The 24,745-nt window shown below is 54.3% G+C and carries 19 protein-coding genes; 13 read left to right on the plus strand and 6 right to left on the minus strand.

What is annotated here, in order from left to right; translation table 11 throughout:
• Positions 1 to 44 precede the first annotated feature (44 nt).
• Genes RHI63_RS02430 through RHI63_RS02440 form a run of 3 tightly spaced genes read left to right on the plus strand, consistent with a single transcriptional unit; the run spans position 45 to position 4,417 of the window.
• On the plus strand, positions 45 to 1,769 hold the full coding sequence (locus tag RHI63_RS02430; protein WP_310821785.1) for an ABC transporter permease subunit: 1,725 nt from the start codon (positions 45 to 47) through the stop codon (positions 1,767 to 1,769).
• Positions 1,770 to 1,778: 9 nt separating this feature from the next.
• Positions 1,779 to 2,915: an anhydro-N-acetylmuramic acid kinase gene (locus RHI63_RS02435; protein ID WP_206200922.1), complete on the plus strand. Its 1,137-nt coding sequence runs from the start codon at positions 1,779 to 1,781 to the stop codon at positions 2,913 to 2,915.
• Entirely contained in the window at positions 2,912 to 4,417 is a 1,506-nt protein-coding gene (locus tag RHI63_RS02440; RefSeq protein WP_310821786.1) for an NAD(P)H-hydrate dehydratase, read from the plus strand. The genes RHI63_RS02435 and RHI63_RS02440 overlap by 4 nt, the downstream gene beginning before the upstream one ends.
• Here RHI63_RS02440 and gatB read toward each other — a convergent pair.
• Positions 4,400 to 5,902, minus strand: coding sequence for an Asp-tRNA(Asn)/Glu-tRNA(Gln) amidotransferase subunit GatB (gene gatB / locus RHI63_RS02445; RefSeq protein ID WP_310822010.1), 1,503 nt, complete (start codon positions 5,900 to 5,902; stop codon positions 4,400 to 4,402). The two genes, RHI63_RS02440 and gatB, sit on opposite strands and share 18 nt — an antisense overlap.
• A 273-nt stretch (positions 5,903 to 6,175) precedes the next feature.
• The gene (locus tag RHI63_RS02450; RefSeq protein WP_310743325.1) at positions 6,176 to 7,324 is read right to left on the minus strand and encodes a citrate synthase; all 1,149 of its coding nucleotides are present in this window, start codon (positions 7,322 to 7,324) and stop codon (positions 6,176 to 6,178) included.
• A gap of 199 nt (positions 7,325 to 7,523) precedes the next feature.
• Here RHI63_RS02450 and bchB point away from each other — a divergent pair, with 199 nt between their 5' ends.
• From bchB to RHI63_RS02500, 10 genes are all read left to right on the plus strand, one after another.
• The gene (bchB, locus tag RHI63_RS02455; RefSeq protein ID WP_310743540.1) at positions 7,524 to 9,050 is read left to right on the plus strand and encodes a ferredoxin:protochlorophyllide reductase (ATP-dependent) subunit B; all 1,527 of its coding nucleotides are present in this window, start codon (positions 7,524 to 7,526) and stop codon (positions 9,048 to 9,050) included.
• A gap of 72 nt (positions 9,051 to 9,122) precedes the next feature.
• On the plus strand, positions 9,123 to 9,506 hold the full coding sequence (locus RHI63_RS02460; protein WP_206200925.1) for a hypothetical protein: 384 nt from the start codon (positions 9,123 to 9,125) through the stop codon (positions 9,504 to 9,506).
• Between the two features lie 51 nt (positions 9,507 to 9,557).
• Positions 9,558 to 10,847 carry an adenosylhomocysteinase gene (gene ahcY / locus RHI63_RS02465; protein ID WP_310744760.1) on the plus strand — a complete coding sequence of 430 codons (1,290 nt, stop codon included), beginning with the start codon at positions 9,558 to 9,560 and terminating at the stop codon, positions 10,845 to 10,847.
• A gap of 354 nt (positions 10,848 to 11,201) precedes the next feature.
• Positions 11,202 to 12,764, plus strand: a complete 1,563-nt coding sequence (locus RHI63_RS02470; RefSeq protein WP_206200927.1) for a ferredoxin--nitrite reductase — start codon at positions 11,202 to 11,204, stop codon at positions 12,762 to 12,764.
• Positions 12,765 to 12,786: 22 nt separating this feature from the next.
• Positions 12,787 to 14,106: a CmpA/NrtA family ABC transporter substrate-binding protein gene (locus RHI63_RS02475; RefSeq protein WP_206200928.1), complete on the plus strand. Its 1,320-nt coding sequence runs from the start codon at positions 12,787 to 12,789 to the stop codon at positions 14,104 to 14,106.
• 27 nt (positions 14,107 to 14,133) lie between these two features.
• Positions 14,134 to 14,964 (plus strand): nitrate ABC transporter permease, encoded by an 831-nt coding sequence (ntrB, locus tag RHI63_RS02480; protein WP_206200929.1) that lies wholly within the window; start codon positions 14,134 to 14,136, stop codon positions 14,962 to 14,964.
• Positions 14,965 to 15,029: 65 nt separating this feature from the next.
• Positions 15,030 to 17,024, plus strand: a complete 1,995-nt coding sequence (locus RHI63_RS02485) for a nitrate ABC transporter ATP-binding protein (protein WP_206200930.1) — start codon at positions 15,030 to 15,032, stop codon at positions 17,022 to 17,024.
• A 19-nt stretch (positions 17,025 to 17,043) separates the two neighbouring features.
• Positions 17,044 to 17,859, plus strand: a complete 816-nt coding sequence (locus RHI63_RS02490; protein WP_310744762.1) for a nitrate ABC transporter ATP-binding protein — start codon at positions 17,044 to 17,046, stop codon at positions 17,857 to 17,859.
• 7 nt (positions 17,860 to 17,866) lie between these two features.
• The gene (locus tag RHI63_RS02495) at positions 17,867 to 20,290 is read left to right on the plus strand and encodes a nitrate reductase (RefSeq protein ID WP_310800421.1); all 2,424 of its coding nucleotides are present in this window, start codon (positions 17,867 to 17,869) and stop codon (positions 20,288 to 20,290) included.
• A 36-nt stretch (positions 20,291 to 20,326) separates the two neighbouring features.
• Positions 20,327 to 20,782, plus strand: a complete 456-nt coding sequence (locus RHI63_RS02500) for a nitrate reductase associated protein (RefSeq protein WP_206200933.1) — start codon at positions 20,327 to 20,329, stop codon at positions 20,780 to 20,782.
• A gap of 4 nt (positions 20,783 to 20,786) precedes the next feature.
• Here RHI63_RS02500 and RHI63_RS02505 read toward each other — a convergent pair whose 3' ends face one another.
• The 4 genes from RHI63_RS02505 to RHI63_RS02520 form a co-directional block, all read right to left on the minus strand.
• On the minus strand, positions 20,787 to 21,926 hold the full coding sequence (locus RHI63_RS02505; RefSeq protein WP_206200934.1) for a putative sulfate/molybdate transporter: 1,140 nt from the start codon (positions 21,924 to 21,926) through the stop codon (positions 20,787 to 20,789).
• Positions 21,927 to 22,979: an anthranilate phosphoribosyltransferase family protein gene (locus RHI63_RS02510; RefSeq protein ID WP_310743332.1), complete on the minus strand. Its 1,053-nt coding sequence runs from the start codon at positions 22,977 to 22,979 to the stop codon at positions 21,927 to 21,929.
• The gene (locus RHI63_RS02515; protein ID WP_310744051.1) at positions 22,960 to 23,868 is read right to left on the minus strand and encodes a LysR family transcriptional regulator; all 909 of its coding nucleotides are present in this window, start codon (positions 23,866 to 23,868) and stop codon (positions 22,960 to 22,962) included. The genes RHI63_RS02510 and RHI63_RS02515 overlap by 20 nt, the downstream gene beginning before the upstream one ends.
• Before the next feature lie 366 nt (positions 23,869 to 24,234).
• A complete protein-coding gene (locus tag RHI63_RS02520; protein WP_225901625.1) occupies positions 24,235 to 24,738 on the minus strand; it encodes a molybdenum cofactor biosynthesis protein MoaE in 504 nt (167 codons plus the stop codon).
• Between the last annotated feature and the right edge of the window lie 7 nt (positions 24,739 to 24,745).

Genomic DNA, 24,745 nt, shown 5'->3' on the forward strand with positions numbered 1-24,745 from the left:
TGTGGCTATAATTTGCCTCGTGGAGACTACCGCTGGAGGCCGCGATGGCACGCCCCCTTACCCCCGATAATCAAACGCTGAATCGTGCTTGGACTTGGCAAGATGGCCTGATTATTTTGGCCTTGATTGCCCTGATCTTTTGGATTGTCAACACGGCGGCGCAGTTTACAGGACAGTATGACCCCACGATCACCATTGAGCTGAGTCCAGCGGTCTTGCCCAGTTACACCGCTCAAACGCTGCTGCGGATGCTCATTGCCTACATCATCTCCTTGGTGTTTAGCATCCTCTATTCCTATATTGCCTACTACAATCGCACTGCTGAAAAAATCCTGCTGCCGCTGCTGGATATTCTGCAATCGATTCCCGTGCTGTCGTTTTTGCCGGGGGTGGTGCTGGCACTGATTGCCCTCTTTCCGGGGAGCCGTATTGGCGTGGAATTGGCGGCCATTATCCTCATCTACACGGGAATGGCTTGGAATATGACGTTTAGCTTTTATCAGTCTTTGATTAGCGTGCCTCGAGAGCTGCGGGAGGTGGCAAAAATTTATCGGCTGGGGTGGTGGCAGCAGGTGTGGACGCTGGATTTGCCAGCGGGTGCCATTGGCCTGATCTGGAATAGTGTGATGTCAGTGGCGGGGGGCTGGTTTTTCCTGATGGCAATCGAGTCCTTTACCATTGGCGAGAAAACCTTTACGTTGCCGGGGTTGGGTTCCTATCTGGCGGAAGCAGCCAACCAACAGGACTATGCAGCATTGGCCTACGGTCTGGCGGTATTAATTGGCATCATTATTGTGATTGATATTCTGGTGTGGCGCCCTCTCATTGCTTGGGGCGAAAAATTCAAGATGGAAATGGTCGAGGCGGAGAATGTGCCTAAATCCTTCGTTCTTGATTTCCTGCGGCGATCGCCCACGTTGCGAGCCTTCCACCAAAATATCTTTGCCCCCGTCTGGGAACGACTGGATGAGCAGTTGCGCCCCAAACCCCCACGTCAATCCGTTGCCCCCCAGAATGACCAAGGCAACTGGCCGATAACCCCCATCATTTTGCTGATTTTTGCCGCCTTCGTAGGTTGGGGAGCGATCGCCTTTTTGCGGCAAATGTTTGGTGTCAGTTGGCAAGATTGGCAGCAAATTGGTCTAGGGGCGGTTCTGACCACGGTGCGGGTAGCGGTGGCACTGGTTCTCTCCCTACTGTGGACAGTTCCAGTGGGGGTGGCGATCGGTCGCAATCCCCGTGCTGCTCAAGTGTTGCAACCCATTGTCCAAATTGCGGCATCGGTACCGGCTACGGCGCTGTTTCCAGTGCTGCTGTTGGCGCTGGCCAATGTGGGTGGGGGTTTGGAGATTGGCTCTGTGGCGCTGATGATGCTGGGCACGATGTGGTACATCCTCTTCAATGTCATTGCCGGTGCCCAAGCGATTCCCACGGAATTATTTGAAGCAGCGGTAGTCTATCAACTCTCTTGGTGGCAGCGGTGGCGCACCCTGATCCTGCCCGGCATTTTTCCCTATTTGATTACGGGCATCATTACGGCGGTGGGCGGCGCTTGGAACTCCAGCATCGTCAGTGAATATGTGGAATTTCAGAATCAAACGGAGCAAACCCTTGGCTTGGGGGCCACGATTTCTGAGGCTAGCGTTCGGGGGGATTTTCCCCTACTGATGGCCGCCACGGCAGTCATGTCACTATTGGTGGTTTTGACCAACCGCTTGGTTTGGCGCCCCCTCTACCGCTTGGCGGAAACCAAGTATCAACTGCTGTAGGCGGTGAAGATGCGCGTTATTGGCCTCATGAGCGGTACCTCGGTGGATGGCATTGATGCGGTTTTAGTGGAGCTACAGGGGGGCGATCGCGACCTTGAGGTACAGGTGCTGAATTTTTGTACGGTGCCCTATCCCACAGCCCTACGGCAGCAGATTCTCGACATTTGTGGCGCAAAACCTTTGACCCTTGCAGCGTTGGCGGAGTTGGATGAGGCGATCGCCGAGGCCTTTGCCCTTGCAGCACAAACGGTTCAACAGGGATATCCCCGCGCAGATCTCATTGGCTCCCATGGCCAAACGGTCTTTCATCGCCCCCCCACGGGCGATCGCCTCGGCTACAGCCTACAACTGGGACGGGGAGATTGGATTGCTTGGCGCACGGGGATTACCACCATTGCTAACTTTCGTGCTCAAGATATTGCCCTAGGCGGCCAAGGAGCGCCCCTTGTGCCTCGGATCGATTGGTGTCTTCTCAGTCATCCCACGGAAGTCCGCTGTGTGCAAAACATCGGTGGCATCGGCAATGTTACCTACTTGCCGCCTCAACGAGAGGATCCTGAGGGCAAAGGGGTCATGGGTTGGGATACAGGTCCCGGCAATGTGCTGCTTGATCTGGCCGTAACGGAGTTATCGGGGGGTGAATTCACCTACGATGCCGATGGGGCATGGGCGCGGCAGGGCAAAATTATCGATCCCCTAGTAGAGCACTGGCTGCAAGACCCCTTCTTTCAGCAGCTGCCGCCAAAGTCCACAGGGCGAGAATACTTTGGTCTGCCCTTTTGGCAGCGATGCCGCACTGAGGCTGCTGGTCTGGCGCCTGCGGATCTGCTGGCCACACTGACGGAATTTACGGCTCGCAGTATGGTTGAGAGCTATCGCCAATTTTTGCCCCAAAAACCGCAGCGGCTCTTCCTCTGTGGCGGCGGTGCCCACAATCGTTTTCTCAGGGAGCGCCTTCAGGTGCATTTAGGAGACATTCCCGTGGAAACCACTGCGACGGCGGGCGTACCGGTGGATGCCAAAGAGGCGATCGCCTTCGCTATTCTCGCCTACTGGCATGAGTTGGGCTTGCCGGGGAATTTGCCCCAAGTCACAGGTGCGCGCCAAGCGGTTCCCTTGGGTCAGTGTTGGGTGGGACAGTCATGAAAACAACCTTTCCAGCCATTGTCACCACGGCTGAAATGCAGGCAATCGAAGGGGCGATGTTCAATGCCGGCTTTCCAGTGCCTGCCCTGATGGAAAAGGTGGGACAACGCCTCAGCGACTTTCTCCAGCGTCAGTTTCCACCGTATTCCCGTGTTGGGGTTTTGGCCGGTCCGGGGCACAATGGCGGCGATGCTCTGGTGGTGGCGCGGGAACTATGGCACCGCGGCTATGGGGTGAAGGTCTGGCAGCCCTTTGAACGTTTGAAACCCCTGACGGCGGATCATGCCCGCTATGCCCGCTTTCTCGGTCTGCCCTTTGTCGAGACAGTGGACAGCTTGCAAGAGGTTGACCTGATCGTGGATGGTCTTTTTGGCTTTGGCCTAGAGCGGGAACTGACGGGTGAACTTGCCGCTGCCATTGACCAAATCAACACGTGGCGGCAACCACGGGTGAGTATTGATGTCCCCTCGGGGCTACACAGTAATACCGGGGCAGTTTTGGGTACGGCAATTCAGGCCGATCGCACCCTTTGTTTAGGACTCTGGAAGCGGGGGCTACTGGTAGAGGAAGCACAGCCTTGGGTGGGGCAGGGGGTGTTAATTCCCTTTGATGTTCCCTCGACGCTGATTGAAGCGGTGTTGGCGACTGCGCCTCGGCGATATTGCTTAGATGCTTCCTGTTGGCAAGAATTGCCCCTGTCGCGATCGCCCATTACCCACAAGTATCAGCAGGGACAACTGTTACTCATTGGCGGCTCTGCCCAGTTTGGCGGCAGTATTCTCCTCAGTGCCCTTGCTGCACGCTGTACGGGTGTGGGAATGCTGGTGGTGGCGGTGCCCCAGTCCCTGAAGTCCCTTGTGCTCTCACGAGTCCCCGATGCCATTGTTGTTGGCTGTCCAGAAACAGCGAGGGGGGCGATCGCTGGCTTGCCGGAACCACTAGACTTGAGAAAGTTCTCAGCCATTGCCTGTGGGCCGGGGCTAACCCCTGAGGCGGTGCCCGTTGTGGAAACCGTTCTCGGTGCCGGGCAACCCCTTGTCTTGGATGCCGATGCTTTGAATGTCCTAGCGACGCTCTCGCCATGGCCGCTGCCAAGTCCGACCATTTTGACCCCCCACTATGGCGAATTTCGGCGGCTCTTTCCAGACCTTGTCACCGGCGATCGCCTTGATCAAGTGACCGCCGCCGCGAGCCGCAGTAATGCCATTGTTCTTCTCAAGGGCGCACGCACAGCCATTGCCTCTCCGAAGGGTGAGCTTTGGATCAACCCCCACAGTACCCCTGCCCTTGCCCGAGGGGGTAGTGGGGATGTTCTCACTGGCCTCATTGGTGGCCTTTTGGCGCAGCAGGAAGCCCTCAGCGCCACCTATGGTGGGGTTTGGTGGCATGCCCAAGCCGGCCTTCAGGCAGAACGAGAGGCCACTGCTCTAGGGGTCTATCCTGAACAACTGATTGCCCACCTGTTACCGACGCTGCACGCTGCTCTAACTGCTGGCGTTTAGCTTTTTGGCCAAGAGTTGATTGGTCAGCTTGGGATCAGCGCGCCCGCTGGTTTTCTTCATGATTTGGCCAACAAAGAAGCCCTGAAGTTTCGTTTTGCCCGCGCGGTATTGTTCCAGTTCATTGGGGTGCGCTGCTAGCACTTCATCAATCATTGCCTCTAGGGTAGCCACATCGGAAATTTGGCTGAGGCCTTTTTTCTCGACAAGGGCTTTCGGGGAGCCACCTTGAGCCAGTAATTCCGGCAGCAGATCCTTGGCCATTTTGCTACTGATAGTGCCCGCCTCAATGAGTTGGATCAATTCCGCCAATTCAGCAGGTTTCAGAGGTAGTGCCTCGATCGCCAGTTTTTGTTCCTTGAGATAGGCGGTAATATCCCCCATGATCCAGTTGGCCGCTAATTTCGGGGGTGCCCCGGCGGCAACGGTGGCTTCAAAGTATTCGGCAACGGCTCGCTCATCGGTGAGGACACGGGCATCTTGGGGGGGCAGGCCCCACTCGGTCTCGTAGCGGTGCCGCTTTTGCGCTGGCAGTTCAGGCAGATCCGCACGCCAAGTGGCCAGTTGCTCCGCACTGACTTCAATGGGGCCGAGATCGGGTTCAGGAAAGTAGCGGTAGTCACTGGAGCCTTCCTTGACCCGCATGGTGCGTGTTTGCTGCGTGGCCTCATCCCAGAGGCGGGTTTCCTGAACGATGGCTTCGCCCGCTTTCACAGCAGCGACTTGCCGCTCAATTTCATAGTCAATGGCGCGTTGGATGGCACTAAAGGAGTTCATGTTCTTAATCTCGACCTTTGTGCCAAAGGTGTTGCTGCCCATGGGGCGCACGGAGATATTGACGTCGCAGCGCAGCGACCCCTCCTGCATATTGCCATCGCAAACCCCCAAGTAACGGAGAATACGCCGCAGTTCTTGGGCATACTCGGCAGCTTCTTGACCCGTGCGCAGATCTGGCTCAGAGACAATTTCCACAAGGGGCACCCCTGCCCGATTCAAGTCCACTAGGGAGTAGGTGGAGCCAGACAGGCGATCGCTCCCCGCGTGAACCAGTTTGCCGGCATCTTCCTCCATATGCAGGCGAGTAATGCCAATTTTTTTACGGTGGGCGGTGCCGTTGTCATCCACCAGTTCAATCTCAAGGTAGCCATGCTGGGCAATGGGCAGGTCGTACTGCGAGATTTGATAGTTTTTCGGCAAGTCGGGATAAAAATACTGCTTGCGATCAAATTTGCTGTAGGGGGCAATCTGACAATTGAGGGCTAAGCCCGCCTTCACGGCATACTCGAGCACCTTTTCATTCAAGACGGGGAGTGTCCCCGGCAAACCCAAACACACTGGGTCAATGTTGGTATTCGGGGGTGCCCCAAACTGGGTCGAGCTAGACGAGAAAATTTTGGTTTGTGTACTCAGTTGGCAGTGAATCTCTAGGCCAATCACCGCCTCGTAGGTGAGACTGGCGGGATCCACAGGGGTGGGTTCAGGCGCAATGGTTGCTGCCTGCTGCGTCGAGGTTGGTGGGGTGGATTTCGCCGTTTTTGATGTTTTTGAGGTTTTCGATGCTTGCCGTTTGCTTGATTTTGCCTTTGCCATCAGAAACTCCACAAGGGTACCGCCACTATAAAGCAGCTTACAGCCCTTTTCCCAAGGATGGAACACGCTCAAGGCTGTGAAAGCAAGTACAGGAGAGTATTTGATTGCCCTAGATCTATATGCATTTTCAGAAAAGGACTGTCTTCAGGGGGGGGAATTGAGGATCAAGAGCTAGGGGCGATGATTGCGCTCCTCCATGGGCACATAGGGCTGATTGTGGGCACCCGTATAGACTTGGGTGGGGCGATAGATGCGATTGGCCTCCAGTTGTTCTTTCCAGTGGGCTAGCCAACCGGCCACGCGGGCGATCGCAAACACCGGCGTAAACAGATCACTGGGAATGCCCAACCGCCGATAGACAAGCCCCGAGTAAAAGTCCACATTGGGATAAATCCCCTTGTAACTGAGGTATTCACCCACCACTTCTTCCAGTTTCAGGGCAATGTCGTAGTAGCGATCGCCGCCAAATTTATCAAACAACTGCTCTGCCAGCTTCTGCAAAATCGTGGCACGGGGATCCTTGACCTTATACACGCGGTGGCCAAAGCCGGCAATTTTGATCTTATTCTGAACGCACTTTTCCACATAGGGACGCACATTCTCGACACTGCCGATTTCCTCGAGCATATTGATCACCTCTTCATTGGCGCCCCCGTGGAGCGGCCCTGCCAGTGTACCCACCGCTGAAGCAACCACGGCGTAAGGATCTGTCAATGTCGAGGCCGTCACCCGCGCCGAGAAGGTAGAGGCATTCATCGTGTGCTCGGCATGGAGAATCAAGCAAATATCAAATACCCGTGCCGCAAAGGGATCGGGACGCCGCTCATTGAGCATGTAGAGAAAGTTGGCCGCATAGTCCAGCTCATCACAGGGCATGACCGGATCATTCCCCTTGCGAATCAGTTGAAACGCCGCCACCATCGTTGGAATTTTGGCCAGCAGCCGCACAACCGCGGATCGAATGTAGTCAGGATCATCGAGGGCTCGCCGCGAATAGAACAATCCCAAGGCGCCCGCCGAGGCCTGTAGGGCATCCATGGGATGGCCACTGTCGGGAAAGCATTTCATCATGTCGCGAATGCGATATTTCACGCGACGGTGGTAGGTAATATCGTGCTCAAAAGCGGCCAGTTCTTCCTTAGTGGGCCAGTAGCCCCAAATCAACAAAAAGGCGGTTTCCAAAAATGTGCTTTTTTCCGCCAGTTCCTGAATTGGGACACCGCGATACTCCAGAATACCGGCTTGGCCATCCACATAGCTAATGGCCGACTGGGCAATGGGAATCCCTTCAAGACCAGGGCTAAATTCGCAAGCAACCATGCGTGGGTGTCCTTAAAAGGGGGCAAACTGAATCGCAATTGCAACATCTATCAATTTTAGGGGAGAGGGGAAAGATGTTGAGATGTTAAGCTGCATTCCCGCTTCCTTGAAGTTTTCCAACGTTTTGTCGGGCAACAAAAGGAACCTCGCTACGATCGCGATCGGACATCAAAATGCCTTTGCCCAAGGAGTTGACGCGATGAAACTTGCCTACTGGATGTATGCAGGGCCGGCCCACATTGGTACTCTGCGCATTGCCAGTTCCTTCAAAAATGTTCATGGCATTATGCACGCGCCCCTTGGAGATGACTACTTCAACGTCATGCGATCGATGCTCGAGCGAGAGCGCGACTTTACGCCTGTCACCGCCAGTATTGTCGATCGCCATGTCTTGGCACGCGGCTCCCAAGAAAAAGTGGTGGACAATATCACCCGCAAAGACACTGAAGAGCACCCTGATTTAATTGTGCTCACCCCCACCTGCACCTCTAGCATTCTTCAGGAAGACTTACAAAACTTTGTCCAACGCGCCAGCCTCAGCACCACTGCCGATGTCCTCTTGGCGGATGTCAATCACTATCGCGTCAATGAATTGCAAGCCGCCGATCGCACCCTTGAGCAAATCGTGCAGTTTTATATTGACAAAGCCCGCCGCCAAGGCACCTTAGTGACCAACAAAACCCCCACCCCTAGCGTCAACATTATTGGCATCACCACCCTCGGCTTCCACAATCAGCATGACTGCCGCGAGCTGAAACAACTCATGGCCAACCTTGGGATTGAGGTGAATCTGGTGATTCCTGCGGCGGCCAGCGTCCACGACCTTGCCCGACTGCCCCAAGCATGGTTTAACCTTGTCCCCTATCGGGAAATTGGCGGCCTCACCGCCCAGTACCTAGAAACCGAATTTGGTTTGCCAAGCGTCAGCATTACGCCGATGGGTGTGGTGGAAACCGCCCGCTGTATCCGTGCCATTCAAGCGGTGCTCAATGCTCAGGGGGCCAATGTGGACTATGAGGCCTTTATTGAGCACCAAACTCGCGAAGTGTCCCAAGCTGCTTGGTTTTCTCGCTCCATTGACTGCCAAAACCTGACCGGCAAAAAAGCAGTGGTCTTTGGGGACAATACCCATGCAGCAGCGATGACCAAAATTCTCAGTCGGGAAATGGGCATCCACGTTGTTTGGGCAGGTACCTATTGTAAATACGATGCCGATTGGTTCCGCGCAGAGGTGGCGGGCTTTTGTGACGAAGTACTCATTACCGATGACCACACCGTGGTGGGGGACGCGATTGCCCGCGTTGAACCCGCGGCCATCTTTGGCACCCAAATGGAACGCCATGTGGGCAAACGCCTCAACATTCCCTGTGGCGTCATTGCAGCGCCCATCCACATCCAAGACTTTCCCGTGGGCTATCGCCCCTTCTTGGGCTATGAGGGCACGAATCAACTGGTGGATTTAATCTACAACTCCTTTACCTTGGGCATGGAAGACCACCTGCTAGAGATTTTTGGTGGCCATGACACCAAGGAAGTGATTCACAAGGGGCTTTCCGCCGACTCGGATTTGACATGGACCGCGGATGGGCTAGCGGAATTAAACAAGATTCCCGGCTTTGTGCGCGGCAAGGTGAAGCGCAACACCGAAAAATTTGCCCGCGAACAGGGCATTACCGAGATCACGGTGGAAGTGCTCTACGCTGCCAAAGAAGCTGTGGGGGCTTAAGTTTCACCTCTGGAACCTGCATGAACCTGACCCTTGCAGCGTATAGCGATTGGCATTTAACAAGCAATTGCTATGGTATTGCTGAAACGTTTCATTGCCCTTGGTTTACTGGCAGCAGGGGTTGGCTTTGCGCCGAGTGCCCTTGCGCAGCGGATGCCGCGTTTACGCCAAGGGATGAGCTATACCGATGCCCGCCAACGCCTCCTTGATCGGGGTTGGCAACCCGTGGTTAATCCGGCAATGGTGAATCCGACAACAACGACCCCGATTGTGGCCTATCTCCTCAGTCAAGGCTATAGCGAACTGATGGGTTGTCAACTAATGGTGGGGGTGGATATCTGCACCTTTCAGTTTCGCAATCGCAAGGGGCATCTTTTGGAAATTGGCACCGTGAATTTGCTCATTTTCCCCGGCGGCACGGTGACCAGTTGGGTATTGCGGAAGAATTCCCCCTAGGCGATTCTTGCGTATAATGGGGAGCCGTAACCTTTTTTAAGGAACCGCAGTATGGTGTCTTCTCCGATTAAATCTGAAGCCCCTGTTCGTCACGATGTCAAAGACTTGAGCCTTGCACCCTTAGGGCAGCAGCGCATTGAGTGGGCCAGTCGGGAGATGCCGGTACTGCGGCAGATTCGCGATCGCTTTGAGAAAGAAAAGCCCCTTGCCGGTATTCGCTTGGCCGCCTGTTGCCATGTGACCACAGAAACCGCCAATCTAGCGATCGCCCTCAAAGCCGGCGGTGCTGACGCGGTTCTTATTGCCAGTAATCCCCTCTCCACCCAAGACGATGTCGCCGCTAGCCTAGTGGTGAACTACGGCATCCCGGTCTTTGCCCAAAAAGGGGAAGACACCGCCACCTACAGGCGCCATGTCAACATTGCCCTTGATCACCGTCCCAACATCATCATTGATGACGGCTGTGATGTGGTTGCCACCCTTGTCAAAGAACGCCAGCACCAACTCAGTGACATTATTGGCACCACCGAAGAAACCACCACTGGCATTGTCCGCCTCAAGGCCATGTTCCGCGATGGCGTCCTCACCTTCCCCGCCATTAATGTCAACGATGCCGACACCAAACACTTCTTTGACAACCGCTACGGCACTGGTCAATCTACCCTCGATGGCATCATTCGGGCAACGAACATTCTGCTTGCCGGTAAAACCGTTGTCGTGGCTGGCTATGGCTGGTGCGGTAAAGGGACAGCGCTGCGGGCACGGGGCATGGGTGCCAATGTGATTGTGACGGAAATTGATCCTGTGCGTGCCATTGAAGCAGTCATGGATGGCTTCCGGGTCATGCCCATGCTTGAGGCGGCGCCCCTTGGGGATATTTTCATTACCGTGACGGGGAATAAGCATGTGATTCGCGCCGAGCACTTTGCCGTCATGAAAGATGGGGCAATGGTAGCCAACTCTGGTCACTTTGACATTGAAATTGACCTTGCCACCCTGAAAACCCTCGCCAAGGAAGTCCGCGTCGTGCGCAACTTCACCGAGGAATACATTCTCCCCAGCGGTAAATCCATCATTGTTTTGGGTGAAGGCCGCCTGATTAACCTTGCGGCTGCCGAAGGCCACCCCGCCAGTGTGATGGATATGAGCTTTGCCAACCAAGCCCTTGGCTGTGAGTATCTTGTCAAAAATAAAGGTCAGTTGGCAGCCGGCATCCACCCTATTCCCGCAGCAGTGGATCAAGAAATTGCCCGTTTGAAACTCCAAGCCATGGGCATTGCCATTGACACCCTCACTCCCGAACAGGTGGAGTACATGAACTCTTGGACCTCTGGCACTTAGACCCCCCATCCACCTGCAAAATCATTAGAACGTTGCGTGCTGCGTCCTAGCTAGGGCTAACCTCAGGGTGCAGCTTTTTATTTATCGCTTAATTTATTGTCATCAACAGCCTTTTTCTAAAATAGTGGCTACCGCTACCGGCTGTCATCTTGTTATAGAGCAATTTGGGCTGTTTTAGTTGTTTGGGCAGATTTAATCTCCCGCCCTGAAGTTAAGGTTAGATACAGTTTTGGCATATTTTTAATACGGAAACTGTATAGCGACAAAGAAAATGTAGCAAAATTTACAAATGTTCATGATTGACCTGCCTAAATTGGGTGTTCAAGTAACCCGTTGAAACCAAGGGCAACAACCGTGAGCAACAAAATTGAAGCCATTAAAAAAGAGAAAGATGTTTTAGCGGTTAAACAAGAGCTAGAGAAATTCGCAGCCATGGGCTGGGAAAACATTCCTGAAGCTGACCGCGATGTTCGCCTCAAGTGGCTTGGGATTTTCTTTCGCCCCGTTACCCCTAGCAGGTTCATGATGCGGCTGCGGGTACCCAATGGGATTCTCACCAGTCAACAACTGCGAACCCTTGGCGAAATTGTGGATCGCTATGGTGAGAACGGCAATGGTGACATCACCACCCGTCAAAACATTCAGATTCGGGGTCTGCCCATTGAGGATATTCCTGAAATCATAGAGCGGCTGCAAGCCTGTGGCCTGACCTCTGTGCAATCCGGCATGGACAATGTGCGCAACCTCACTGGATCGCCAGTGGCGGGCATTGATGCGGCCGAACTCATTGATACTCGCCCCTTGATTATGAAATTGCAGGCCATGATTACCAACAATGGTCAGGGGAATTTGGAATTTAGCAATCTACCCCGCAAATTCAACATTGCGATCGAGGGGGGGCGGGATAACTCTGTCCATGCGGAAATTAACGATGTTGCCTTTGTGCCTGCCTATCGGCAAGGGCGTTTGGGCTTCAATGTTTTAGTCGGTGGTTTCTTCTCTGCTCGGCGTTGCGCTGCCGCTATCCCCCTCAATGCTTGGGTGCCTCCCGATGATGCTGTGGTGGACCTCTCACGTGCCATCCTTGAAATTTTCCGTGACCATGGCCTACGGGGCAATCGCCAAAAAGCGCGGCTCATGTGGCTGATTGATGAATGGGGTATCGAGAAATTCCGGGCAGCAGTGGCCGCTAAACTCCCCTTTGAACTCCTCAGTGCCGCTCCCAAGGATGAAATTGACTGGGACAAGCGAGATCATCTGGGGGTGCATTGCCAAAAACAGCGGGAGTTGAACTATGTGGGACTGCATGTGCCCGTAGGGCGCCTCTATGCCACTGATTTTTACGAGTTGGCACGGCTAGCTCAAGTCTATGGTCAATCGGAAGTGCGGCTGACCGTGGAGCAAAATCTGATCATTCCCCATGTACCTAGCGCTGTTTTACCAAGCCTGCTGCGCGAACCCCTCCTCACTAAGTTTCGGCCGGAACCACCGCCTTTAGAACGTGCCCTCGTTTCCTGTACGGGTGCTCAGTTTTGCAACTTTGCCCTCATTGAAACCAAAAATCGTGCCCTTGCCCTCGTCCGCTGGCTGAATCAACAACTGGTGCTCTCTCAACCGGTGCGCATTCACTGGACCGGGTGTCCCAACTCCTGTGGTCAACCCCAAGTAGCCGATATTGGCCTAATGGGTACAAAAGCCCGTCGTAACGGCGAAACCGTGGATGCCGTGGATTTGTACATGGGTGGCAAGGTCGGTAAGGATGCCAAGCTGGGCACCTGTGTGAAAAAAGCGATTCCCTGTGATGAACTGCCGGAGGTACTGCGCCAACTGTTGATTGATCACTTTGGTGCTCAGCCCATCAGTTCACATACGCTGCAGGTTCCGATACACGCTGAATTAGCCTTGTCGATTGTTTAGGAATTAAAGGATTTGTAAACCAATGGTGACTTTCTCCCGGCGTCACTTTCTCGTGACCGCTGCGGCTACAACGGCCGTGACATTGATCTCCCACGGTTGTGGTAATAGCCAGCAAACTAGTGATGTTGCCCAACCCACCACCCTAGCGGAAACTCCAGAAGTGATGGGAGCGAAACTGGGCTTTATTGCTCTGACGGACGCGGCTCCCCTGATTATTGCCAAGGAAAAGGGCTTGTTTGCCAAGTATGGGATGCCCGATGTGGAGGTGATTAAGCAGGCTTCCTGGGGCGTGACCCGCGACAACTTGGTCTTGGGTTCTGCCGGGGGTGGCATTGATGGTGCCCACATTCTCACACCAATGCCCTACCTGATGACCGTGGGAACCATTACCGGTGGCAAACCTGTACCCATGTATATCTTGGCGCGGTTAAACACAAATGGTCAGGGAATTGTCTTGGCCAATGCTTACAAGGATCTCAATATCAGGACTGACAGTAGCCCCCTGAAGGAGGCCTTTGCTAAAACCCGTGCTGAATGGCGTGCCCAGAATCAGCAAGAGCAGATCAAAGTGGCAGTGACATTTCCAGGGGGCACCCATGATCTGTGGATGCGCTACTGGCTGGCTGCCGGCGGCATTGATCCTGAGAAGGACGTTTCTGTGATCGTTGTGCCTCCTCCGCAAATGGTGGCCAATGTGAAAACTGGAACCATGGAAGCTTTCTGTGTGGGTGAGCCATGGCCACAACAAGCGGTGAATCAAAAGGTGGGGGTTGATGCTATTACCACGGGTGAATTTTGGCAGGATCATCCTGAGAAATCGCTGACTTTGCGGGCGGATTGGGTTGATCAGCATCCGAAGGCCACTAAAGCTCTATTGATGGCTGTGATGGAAGCACAACAGTGGTGTGATCAACCTGAAAATAAACCAGAAATGGTCAAGATAATTGCCCAGCGGCAATGGTTGAAGGTACCCGAGAAGAATATTTTGGATCGCTCCCTCGGTAAGTTTGACTTTGGCAATGGCCGTACCTTTGACAACCCCGATCTAGCGATGAAGTTCTGGCGAGACAATGCCTCTTATCCCTACCAAAGTCATGATCTGTGGTTCCTGACGGAGGACATTCGCTGGGGGTATTTGCCGCCGAATATGGACACTAAAGCTCTCATCCAAAAAGTGAACCGTGAGGATCTGTGGCGCGAAGCCGCTCAAGCGATGGGGGTGCCGGCAGCGGAAATTCCCACCACCACCTCTCGGGGCGTGGAGACCTTTTTTGATGGTGTGGCCTTTGATCCCCAAAATCCTCAGGCCTACTTGAGTGGTTTGGATTTGAAAAAAGTTTAGAGGTAAAGAGCAATGGCAAGTTCTTCTATGGGTTTCACTCAATCTCGACGGCGGCGCTGGTTAAAGCATCTCAAGAAGTCAGCGATGTTCCGCAAAGTGGTACTGGGTAGTTTGGGGGCGCTGTGTTTCTTGGTCATTTGGCAGTTTGTCTGCATGGCGGGGCTACTTCGCCTGCCAACGCCCCTCACTGTTATTACTGAAACTTGGGGGTTGATAGTTGATCCCTTTTATCAAGGGAGTGGCACGGATGTGGGGTTGGGGTGGCAAATTCTCTCCAGTCTGCGGCGGGTGGCCGTTGGCTTTTCCTTGGCAGCAGTCATTGGAGTGGGGCTGGGGATGCTGATTGGCTCTAGTCGAGTGCTCTACGATGCAGTGGATCCCATTTTGCAGGTGTTGCGTCCGGTGCCCCCCCTTGCGTGGTTGCCCATTTCCTTGGCGGCTCTGCGGGACAATGAACCGGCAGCGATTTTTGTGATCTTCATTACCGCAATTTGGCCGATTATCATCAACACGATCGTTGGTGTGCAGCAAATTCCCAAGGACTACAAGAATGTGGCACGGGTGTTGCAGCTTTCCCGCAAGGATTATTTCCTGAATATTCTCGTACCAGCAACGGTGCCCTATGTGTTTACGGGGCTGCGCATTGGCATTGGGCTGTCTTGGTTGGCGATCGTGGCGGCGGAGATGCTCATTGGCGGTGTCGGCATTGGCTTCTTTATTTGGGATGCTTGGAACAGTTCTCTGATTAGTGAAATTATTGTTGCCGTGATCTATGTCGGCATTGTCGGCCTGGTTCTGGATCGCTCGGTGGCCTTTGTGGGTCGCCTGCTCAGCCACGGTGAAGAGGCGCATTCCTAGCTCCCTCACGTAACCCATCCTCCCCTCTTTTCCCCTTACTGTCGAACATTAGGTTGTTTAACCCTATGGCCAAGTCTTTACCGTTTATTGAAATTGACCATGTGGATCAGGTTTTTGATCTGCCCGGGGGCGATCGCTACATTGCTCTCAAGAATATCCACCTCGAAATCCAAAAAGGGGAGTTTATTTCCCTTGTCGGTCACTCTGGCTGCGGCAAGTCCACGCTCTTGAATATCATTGCTGGCTTTCAGCGGCCTAGCAGTGGTGGCGTGGTGATGGCTGGGCGGCAGGTGACGGAACCGGGTCCCGATCGCATGGTGGTGTTCCAAAACTATTCGCTGTTGCCTTGGAAAACGGTGTACCAGAATGTGGCCTTGGCGGTGGCGGCGGTGCTGGGGCATTTGAGCAAGGCAGAGCAACGACAGCGGGTAGAGGCGGCGCTGGAACAGGTGCACCTCAGTAAAGCCCGCGAGAAGTTCCCTGCCCAACTGTCGGGGGGGATGAAGCAACGGGTGGCGATCGCCCGTGCCTTGGCGATTCAACCGGAGGTGCTCCTGCTGGATGAACCCTTTGGTGCCCTTGATGCTTTGACGCGAGGCTCTTTGCAGGATGAGTTGATGCAAGTGTGTCAAGGCAGTCAAACCACCTGCATTATGGTCACCCATGATGTGGATGAGGCACTACTGCTCTCTGATCGCGTGGTGCTGCTCACCAATGGCCCTGAAGCCCACATTGGCCAAATTCTCAAAATTCCCTTTGCCCGTCCCCGCAATCGCCATGACGTGCTCAACCATCCCAGCTACTATGGCCTGCGCAATGAGATGATTGCCTTTCTCAATCAGCAGAAACGCCGCCGCCCGCCTTTGGAGGTGCCCATGGTTGCACCAACAGTGCCGGCAGGTCTGACCCTTGGCTTTATGCCCCTGATAGACAGTGCGCCTCTCATTGCTGCCAAGGAAATGGGCTTCTTTGCTAAGTATGGTTTGGAGCCAGTCACGCTGCATCGCGAAGAAAGCTGGCAGGACTTGGTGATGGGGGTGATCGCGGGTCGCTTGACGGGCGCTCAACTGTTGGCGGCCATGCCCTTAGCCATGACCTTGGGGTTAAACGGTCAGCCTTCACAACCGCTGATGACCTCGTTGGTACTGAGTCGCAATGGCAATGCCATCACCTTTAGTCGCCAGTTGTGGCAGCAGGGGGTGAAGACTGCTGAAGATCTGCGCGCCTATATTCAGCGCACGGGCGATCGCCCCCGGCTGGGAGTGGTTCATGCCGCATCAATGCACAACCTCCTGTTGCGGTACTGGCTGGCCGCCGCTGGCATTGACCCCGATTACGATGTCGAGTTGTTGGTGATTCCCCCCTGCCAAATGATCTATCACCTCAAGGCCGGCCATATCAGTGGCTTTTGTGTCGGTCAACCGTGGAACTCCCATGCAGTGCGCGAGGGTATTGGGGTGATTGTCGCTACGGATTTGGATATTTGGTCGGGGCACCCGGAAAAAGTTGTGGGTATGCGTTCCGATTGGGTGCAGGCCAACCCGCAGCTACACCAAGCGTTGGTCAAGGCATTGATCGAAGCCTGTGAGTACTGCGATACGATCAAACATCGCCCCGAAATTGCCCAACTGCTTTGTCGGCCAGAGTATGTGGGGTGTACTCCTGAGGATGCCTATGCCGGCTTTGTGGATCCCCTTGATTGGGGGGATGGCATTGTTGCTGCTTTTCAACCCCGGTTTCACCAGTTCTACGTGGATCGCTCTCCCTGTCCTGGGCGGTTGGAAGGGCTGTGGATCATGACCCAATTGGCTCGCTGGCAACTTACGCCCTTCCCAAAAAACTGGCTAGAAATTGTTGAGCAGGTGCGGCGGGTAGATCTCTTTGGGGCGGCAGCGCGGGAACTGAAGGTTGTAGATAATGAGCCAGATCGTTCTGCCTTTGCTCTTTTCGATGGACTGCCCTTTGACCCCGATAATCCCCTTGGCTACATTGAGGCGGCTGCGATTCGCCGTGGCCTTGATATTCGCACTGTTGATCCCCAAGAGGTTGTTGCTGTCTAGGTATTTTTGAGAGAAGTCTATGGAAACCCTCTATCGTCTTGACCCCCATTTAACGGCCACCCAGCATCTACGCATTGATGGGGTGAGCAAAGCCTACCCTACGGCTAATGGCGACCAGGTGGTACTTGAGGATATTCACCTTGAGGTGAGCAGCGGCGAATTTGTCTGTTTCATTGGCCATTCCGGCTGCGGCAAAACCACACTCTTGAATATGGTTGCGGGTTTTACAGCGCCAACACGAGGGGAAATTACTCTCAATGGCGTGCCCGTGCGCCGTCCGGGGCCGGATCGCATGATGGTGTTTCAAAACTACGCGCTGCTGCCTTGGTTGACGGCCTATCAAAATATTGAGCTAGCAGTGAAGTCTGTCTATCCCCAGAAAACTCGCCAACGCCGGCGCCAAATTGTCGAGGAGCACTTGGAACGAGTGGGGCTAACAACGGCTGCCCACAAACGCCCTGCTCAACTGTCGGGGGGCATGAAACAACGGGTGGCGATCGCCCGCGCCCTCGCCATTCGCCCTGAAGTGTTGATTTTAGATGAACCCTTTGGTGCCCTCGATGCCATCACGAAGGAGGAGTTACAGGATGAACTCTTAAAGATTTGGCGCAGCCACCGACTGACGGTACTGATGATTACCCACGACATTGATGAGGCGCTGTACCTCGCGGATCGGGTGGTGATGATGACCAATGGCCCTGCCGCCGGCATTGGCGATATTGTGAAGATTCCTTTTCCGCGGCCACGGCGGCGATCGCAACTCCTTGAGGATCCGCAGTACTACGATCTCCGCAACCAAGTGGTTGACTTTCTGTACACGCGGTTTGGGCACTAAGTAGCGTATGAGTACCCCACGGGTTGGCTCGTTAGCCGTTCAGTCCAGTCGTTACCTCTGCTACTACCGCAATACCAGCGAGAGCGTTCAGCAGATTTATTTGTCAAATCAGCCCACTTGGCAACGGGTAGTGTTTCCGAGGCAAGAGCTTTTTTTCCATGGCGATGCTACAGCGGATCTGATCATTTGCTCAGAGCAAGGGGTCAGGTGCTGTTCCTGTGAATTCCTGCGGTTTGAGGAAAAAGGGCGTGCTGTGCCTGAACCAAGTGAGCCAGTGTCCTCGCTGTGTCCCTACTGTGGGGTGGGCTGTGGCTTAGAAGCAGTCCCTCAAGGCAAGGGAGCCTATAAAATTCGGGGCGATCGCCAGCATCCCTCCTCCCAAGGAATGGTCTGTGTCAAGGGGGCAACTATTCTAGAAGCCCTTGATCGCGATCGCTTGGTTTACCCCCTGTGGCGGGAGCGTTTGGATCAGCCCTTTACGGTCATTTCGTGGGACGAGGCCATGACCCGCCTTGTGGAACGCATCCAATGGGTACGCTGTGAGCGGGGCGCCGATGCCATTTGTATGTACGGTTCCGGTCAATTTCAAACCGAGGACTACTATGTGGCGCAAAAGCTAATCAAGGGCTGTTTGGGTACGAACAACTTTGATGCCAACTCGCGGCTATGTATGTCCTCGGCAGTGTCGGCCTACATGGCTAGCTTCGGCGCTGATGGCCCCCCCTGCTGCTACGACGATTTGGAGGCTACCGATTGTGCGTTCCTTATGGGTACTAATACTGCCGAATGCCATCCCATTGTCTTTAATCGTCTGCGCAACCACCACAAGCGCGATCGCCGCGTCAAGTTGATTGTTGTGGATCCGCGGCGCACCCCGACAGCGGAAGTGGCGGATCTGCACCTTGCCATCCGACCTGGCACGGATATTGATCTGCTCCACGGCATTGGCCATTTGCTACTGCAATGGGGACAGATCGATGCTGAGTTTATAGAGGAGTGTACCCAAGGCTTTGCCCAGTATGTAAAGCTGCTGGCGGCCTACACCCCAGACTGGGTAGCGGAACGCTGTGGCATTGCTCAAAGTGATCTAGAACAGGCGGCTCGCTATTGGGGGCATGCCCAAGCGGTACTCTCCCTTTGGTCAATGGGCATTAACCAGTCTGCTGAAGGGACGGCCAAAGCTCGTTGTCTCATCAATCTCCACCTGTTGACGGGGCAAATTGGCCGCCCAGGGAGTGGTCCTTTTTCGCTGACGGGGCAACCCAACGCCATGGGGGGGCGCGAAGCCGGCGGCTTGAGCCATCTGTTGCCCGGCTATCGCCAAGTGACCAATCCACAGCATCGCCAAGAGGTAGAGGACTTTTGGGGACTGCCGCGAGGGCAAATAAGCGATCGCCCCGGTCGCACGGCATGGCAAATTGTCGAAGGTCTAGAACAGGGAGAAGTGGGTCTGCTGTGGATTGCGGCCACCAATCCTGCGGTTAGTTTTCCCCATTTAGAGCGTGCCAAGGCGGCCTTTCTCAAATCTCCTTTTACCGTCTATCAGGATGCCTACTTTCCCACTGAAACAGCAGCCTATGCCCATCTGATTTTGCCGGCGGCGCAATGGAGTGAGAAAACAGGTGTGATGACTAACTCTGAACGCCGCGTCACCCTTGCCCCCGCCTTTCGATCGCCCCCCGGTCTGGCTCGCCCTGATTGGGAAATTTTTGCTGAGGTGGGGCGCCGCTTGGGATATGGGCATCTCTTCCCATTTGCCGATGCCGCTGCCGTCTATGCCGAATTTGTCCAACTCACTGCCGGTCGCCCCTGCGATCAATCGGGTCTGAGCCACGAACGCCTTGCCCGTTTAGGCGCCTTGCAGTGGCCCTGTCCTGCCGGTATGGATGATGAAGAAGCCCGCAAACCCAAACGCCTCTATACTGACTGGCGATTTCACACACCCAATCAACGGGCATATTTTTGCCTTGCCCACAGTCAGGGCGTGGCGGAACCCACCGATCACATCTATAGCTTTACCCTGACAACGGGTCGTCTCTACGGCCACTGGCACACTCAAACCCGTACCGGTCGCATTGCCAAAATTCAAAAAATGCACCCCGATCCCTTTGTGGAAATGCACCCCGACGATGCCGCAAACTTACATCTCAAAGACGGGGATTGGGTAGAGGTGCGATCGCGTCGCGGTCAAGTGTGCCTGCCGGTCATCCTCACCAAGGCCATTCGTCCGGGCACTCTCTTTGTACCCATGCACTGGGGCTTTCTCTTTGCTGATAGCGGTGAGGCAAACCAACTGACCCATCCCATTGCCTGTCCGGTCTCAAAGCAGCCAGAACTCAAAGCCTGTGCGGTGCAGGTGCTGCCCCTGAAGTTGCGGCAGACGCCCCATACCCCCACCATGCAGGAAAGCGGCACTGCCCTCAAGCAATAATAGAATCTGATTCCCTGTGGAGGGTTATGGCTATTGATGTCCCACTTCTTTGCGTTTGAGGCTGAATTCACGGCTTCGTTACGCTGTATTCCAATGATTGTTCGCTATAAACTAGATTTATGTGGGGTCAAGCTGAAGCTGCTCCACTGGCATCAACTTTCCCAAGAACAGCGACAATGGCTTGTGGTGACTCCCTGCGACACCCCCGAAGCTCAGGCAGACTATCGTCAGCAACTGCGGGATTGGGTGACCCATACCCATGGAACCCCACCGAGTGATATAGAGATTCGCCAACCCTACCCTTGGGACATCACCACTGAACTGCCAGAGACAGTGCAGCAACAACTGACCAAGGTACCTCACCACAGCCTGACGGTGGAAAAATGGTCAGCCCTGACCCCCCTCCAACGCTTTGCCCTTGTGAAGCTCAGCCAGCCCGGCCACGAGAATCGCAATTTTTGGCCAGCATTGCAGGAATTTGGTCTGGCCTAGAGGGCTAGGAGAGTTGTAGTGGCATTTTTCTGCTGAGGTAGTACAGAGTTGTACCAACAAGGGTGCCCACTAAGAAGCCTTGGGGCACACTGAGGGCGATCGCCCCCACTAAGAGGGTAATCATCCAATTTGCGGGCATGGCGGCTTGATCTTTAATAAAGCCCATGAGTACCCACGCTTCAAACAAAAGAATGACCCCCAAAATCGAGAGGGGAAAAATTTCCAGCAGCTTATCCACACTGGAACCAAAAAAGAGACCCAAGAGAAGGTAGAGACTGCCATAGATCACCACCGCCCCACCTGTGCGGGCACCAAGGGCATAGTGTCCTGCCAAACCGCTACAGCCATGGCAGAGGGGGACACCACCAAAGAAAGGCAGGATCAAGTTGGTGAGGCTATACGTGAGGCCAATTTGGCGAATCGAGAGGGGGCGATCGGGAAAGAGATCGTGGGCAGTTTGCTGGGTTGCAATCACTGCATTGGCGATCGATAGGGGTAACTGCGGCAGTGCCAATAGCACGAGTCCGGGAATCAAGGCCTGAGGATCTAAAGGCTGCAGGTAGGGAAGCTGCCAAGCAATGGTTAACTGCAATTCTGTCTCAGCCAGAACACGGCTAATCGCTACACCCACCCCCAGCAACACCACCAGTAACCCTGCGGGAACTCCCCGTTCCTTGGGTAAAAGGAGCAAGATCAAAAAGCCCATGGCACCCAACAGATAACCAAAGAGGTCACCCGCGGGCAAGTAGGTCTTGAGGGCAACGGCGGCTAGAGACAGTCCCAGTCCCAATTGACAGCCCCGCACCACGGGTTGGGGAATCCAGCGAGCCAGTCGGGTCAGGATTCCGGTGGACGTTAACACCAACATCATCGCTCCTACCATCAGTCCCCCTGCCCAAAGGATAGATCCAGTGAGTTTTTCCGTCATCACAATTACAGCCATTGCCTTTAGGGGTTGCATCGGCATGGGAAGGCCATAGAATACCCCCGTGAGAATTTGTGCCACGCCAAACAAAGTGAAGACGTTAGCACTATCCAACTGGGCAGCCATGATCATCCCCACCAGTAGGGGCAAATCCGTACCCAAATCACCAAAACTGCCACTGAGTTCTTGCCAATTAAAGCGCAGTCGCTCCCGCAACATCTATATCTTCTCCAACATGGTTTGCAATTTCTGTAGGTGTTGAGCCACCCGACCACTACGGAGGAGTTCGCTGCTGAGTGCGAGTCCGGAATTGAGACTATCGGCTTTGCCCCCCTGCCACAAGTAAAACCCACTGTTCCAGATAACGGAGGTGGTGAGGGGCTGCTCCTCGGCAGCTAAGACGGCAGCCATCATTTTTGCAGCAGTTGTTGTGTCCGCTGGCCAAGGCACATTACTGCTGGCCATACCATACTCTTGGGGATGGAGACGCAGGCGTTGCCAAGGAGGGTCTTGATCACGGGCAAGGCCGATAATGGCGGTGCGTTCGCGGGGCAAATCACAACTGCCTTCAAGACCTTTGACGGTAGTAAATTCATGAACACCGTGGAGATAGAGGGCATCGCGCATGATCCCTTCCGTCGGCGGATGAACAAACCCTGCTACGAGGTGACTGCGCCCTTGGTAAGGATTCCAGATTAATTCCAATGTGGCAATGGGGGGACGTTTACCAATTTGCTCCCGGTAGGGGACTAGCCCTTGGGCTGCTGGAAAATGACGCGGGAGATAGACAAAACCTAAACCCGTTTGCTCTAGGCAGTGGGTGATTTGTTCTAGGGTTAGGGTTGACCAGTCCACCCCTAAACATCGCCATAGCTCAATGAGGGGAATGCCTTCTTTGGTGGGTATGCGATCGCCCCCGTGTTGAAGTACTGGAATCCCAGCAGCCGCCAAAACCAATGCTGTTAAAGGACTCAGGGGAAACGTGCGATCGCGACCATCATAGGGCTGACTGAGGATGATCACGGGGCAACTGGTCTCAACCGCTGGAATCTTTGGCCCTAGCTCGTTGTAGGCATCGAGCATACCCGCCATCTCTTCCGAGGTGGGTCGCTTAATCCGATGAGCAATCAAAAACGCCCCAATTTGGGCAGGGGTTGCCACCTGCTCCAGCATGAGTTGCAACGCCAAGGCTGCCTCGGCGCGGCTCAGGTCTTTGTGGGTGTGGGCACCACTGCCGACTTTTTTAAGGAGATCACGAAAAAGAGGACTCATGGGCAGCCTGCTGGCGGATCAACGTAAGCAACTGGGCAACGGGCGGTAAGGTCAGGCGATCGCGGGTGGTAATGGCCAACACCTGACGCAGGGGCAGTGGCGTGGATAAATCACGAATCCCTAGGGCAGGATCGTGGAGCGCTTCCTTGAGGGCAGAGCGCGGCAGCAAGGCAACCATCTCACTTTCGCGGATCACAGCAATAAACGCATCAGGCGTGTTGAGTTCAAGAGCGGGTTGCCAAGGTAAACCCCGACGGCTAAATTCTTCAGCCACCAAGCGGCGCATGCCATAGCCATCCTTAAATACCACATGGGGAAAGCGAGCTAGTTCTTGCCATGTCAAGGTCTCATTAACAGTGAGGGGATGTTCAGCCGCCATTAGCACTTGCACAGGCTCACTGTACAGCGGTTCAATCACCCATTCCGCCTGTTTTAAGAGGTGGCGATCGCCCATGACAATTGCTAGATCTACTAGGCTATCCTGCAAGACTTTGAGGGCGCGATCGCTCCCTAGGGCAGTCACCCGCAACTGCATTTGGGGAAATGCTTGGCAAAACGTCGGTAACAGCGTGGGCAAAAAGTAGCGGCAAATGGAGTGAATAGCGGCAATGCAGAGTTCCTGCTGCTGGCCATTTTGCATGGCTTTGAGTTCAGCATTGGCGGCCTGCCACTCTTGCCAGATGCGATGGGCACGGCGCAAAAACAAGTCCCCCGCCACAGTTAACTTGGCGCGATTCGAGCGGTGAACAAGTTGCATCCCCAAACTTTCTTCTAGAGCTTGAATTTGCCGACTAATTGTGGGTTGCGTCACCCCACACCGCCGCGCTGCCGCTTGAAAACTCCCCGTTTCAGCAACAGCTAAAAAAGATTGAAACTGATCAAGTCGCATAATACTTGCTGTGTTCTCCCTCTGCGTCTATGTCTATTGATGCAATTGTGGCTCTTGTGGCTCTTCATCTTATGCAACTTTCGGATAGTAAAGGGTGTTAATTGATACAGTTTCTTGAGAATGTCCTACAGCATACCCTCTTGGTTCCAGCGCTGAATGAGGTAAACTGATTGGTCATACTTGCCCTCCCATGCCAGTTCTGTTTCTTCTGTGCGCATTTGAGAGGTTAGGCTATACTCAAAGCGTCATGAATGTTACTCAAGAATATGAGCTATAGCTTGGACTGACGAGAGCGGGTTGTCTCCTACATCCAGCAAGGTGGCAAAATTAGTGAAGCAACTCAAATCTTCTAGGTCAGTTGCGCCACTATCCATCGCTGGCTGAAGCGAGACGACTTAGCCCCCACGGTTGTCCCCCGTCGTCATCAAACAGACCGTAATGGTGATGCTCACGGCAATACACCCAAGTAGCTGGCTCATTTAGATAGTATTCCTTTTTCCAAATGGGTAGGCGGTGTTTAATTTCATCAATGATGTAGGCCGCACCAGCAAAGGCTTGTTGGCGATGAGGCGCCGTCACCCCTACCCACACAGCAATCTCGCCAAGAGTTAGCGTTCCATAGCGATGGCTGGCGATCGCCCCCAGCAAGTCAAATTTCCCAATGGCTTCTGCTAGGATCTGTTCTCCTTCTTTAAGAGCCAAGGCAGGATAGACCTCGTATTCTAGGGCAGTGACGATCTTGCCGTGGTTGTGATTGCGCACCCAACCCTCAAAGCTAACAAAGGCACCGGCTCGCAAGTTGGCTAGGGGCTGCCACAACTGAGCTGGCTCTAGGGGAGTATTGGTTAGGGAAAATTGCTTGATCACCATCGCTTAG

Source organism: Thermosynechococcus sp. GLH187 (genome assembly GCF_031583395.1).
Lineage (GTDB): Bacteria > Cyanobacteriota > Cyanobacteriia > Thermosynechococcales > Thermosynechococcaceae > Thermosynechococcus.

Excerpts from the sequence above, each read along its gene's own strand:
- RHI63_RS02430 (WP_310821785.1), top strand. The coding sequence starts at position 45 with ATGGCACGCCCCCTTACCCCCGATAATCAAACGCTGAATCGTGCTTGG.
- RHI63_RS02435 (WP_206200922.1), top strand. The coding sequence starts at position 1,779 with ATGCGCGTTATTGGCCTCATGAGCGGTACCTCGGTGGATGGCATTGAT.
- RHI63_RS02440 (WP_310821786.1), top strand. The coding sequence starts at position 2,912 with ATGAAAACAACCTTTCCAGCCATTGTCACCACGGCTGAAATGCAGGCA.
- RHI63_RS02450 (WP_310743325.1), bottom strand. The coding sequence starts at position 7,324 with ATGGTTGCTTGCGAATTTAGCCCTGGTCTTGAAGGGATTCCCATTGCC.
- bchB (WP_310743540.1), top strand. The coding sequence starts at position 7,524 with ATGAAACTTGCCTACTGGATGTATGCAGGGCCGGCCCACATTGGTACT.
- RHI63_RS02460 (WP_206200925.1), top strand. The coding sequence starts at position 9,123 with ATGGTATTGCTGAAACGTTTCATTGCCCTTGGTTTACTGGCAGCAGGG.
- ahcY (WP_310744760.1), top strand. The coding sequence starts at position 9,558 with ATGGTGTCTTCTCCGATTAAATCTGAAGCCCCTGTTCGTCACGATGTC.
- RHI63_RS02475 (WP_206200928.1), top strand. The coding sequence starts at position 12,787 with ATGGTGACTTTCTCCCGGCGTCACTTTCTCGTGACCGCTGCGGCTACA.
- ntrB (WP_206200929.1), top strand. The coding sequence starts at position 14,134 with ATGGGTTTCACTCAATCTCGACGGCGGCGCTGGTTAAAGCATCTCAAG.
- RHI63_RS02485 (WP_206200930.1), top strand. The coding sequence starts at position 15,030 with ATGGCCAAGTCTTTACCGTTTATTGAAATTGACCATGTGGATCAGGTT.
- RHI63_RS02490 (WP_310744762.1), top strand. The coding sequence starts at position 17,044 with ATGGAAACCCTCTATCGTCTTGACCCCCATTTAACGGCCACCCAGCAT.
- RHI63_RS02495 (WP_310800421.1), top strand. The coding sequence starts at position 17,867 with ATGAGTACCCCACGGGTTGGCTCGTTAGCCGTTCAGTCCAGTCGTTAC.
- RHI63_RS02500 (WP_206200933.1), top strand. The coding sequence starts at position 20,327 with ATGTCCCACTTCTTTGCGTTTGAGGCTGAATTCACGGCTTCGTTACGC.
- RHI63_RS02505 (WP_206200934.1), bottom strand. The coding sequence starts at position 21,926 with ATGTTGCGGGAGCGACTGCGCTTTAATTGGCAAGAACTCAGTGGCAGT.
- RHI63_RS02510 (WP_310743332.1), bottom strand. The coding sequence starts at position 22,979 with ATGAGTCCTCTTTTTCGTGATCTCCTTAAAAAAGTCGGCAGTGGTGCC.
- RHI63_RS02515 (WP_310744051.1), bottom strand. The coding sequence starts at position 23,868 with ATGCGACTTGATCAGTTTCAATCTTTTTTAGCTGTTGCTGAAACGGGG.
- RHI63_RS02520 (WP_225901625.1), bottom strand. The coding sequence starts at position 24,738 with ATGGTGATCAAGCAATTTTCCCTAACCAATACTCCCCTAGAGCCAGCT.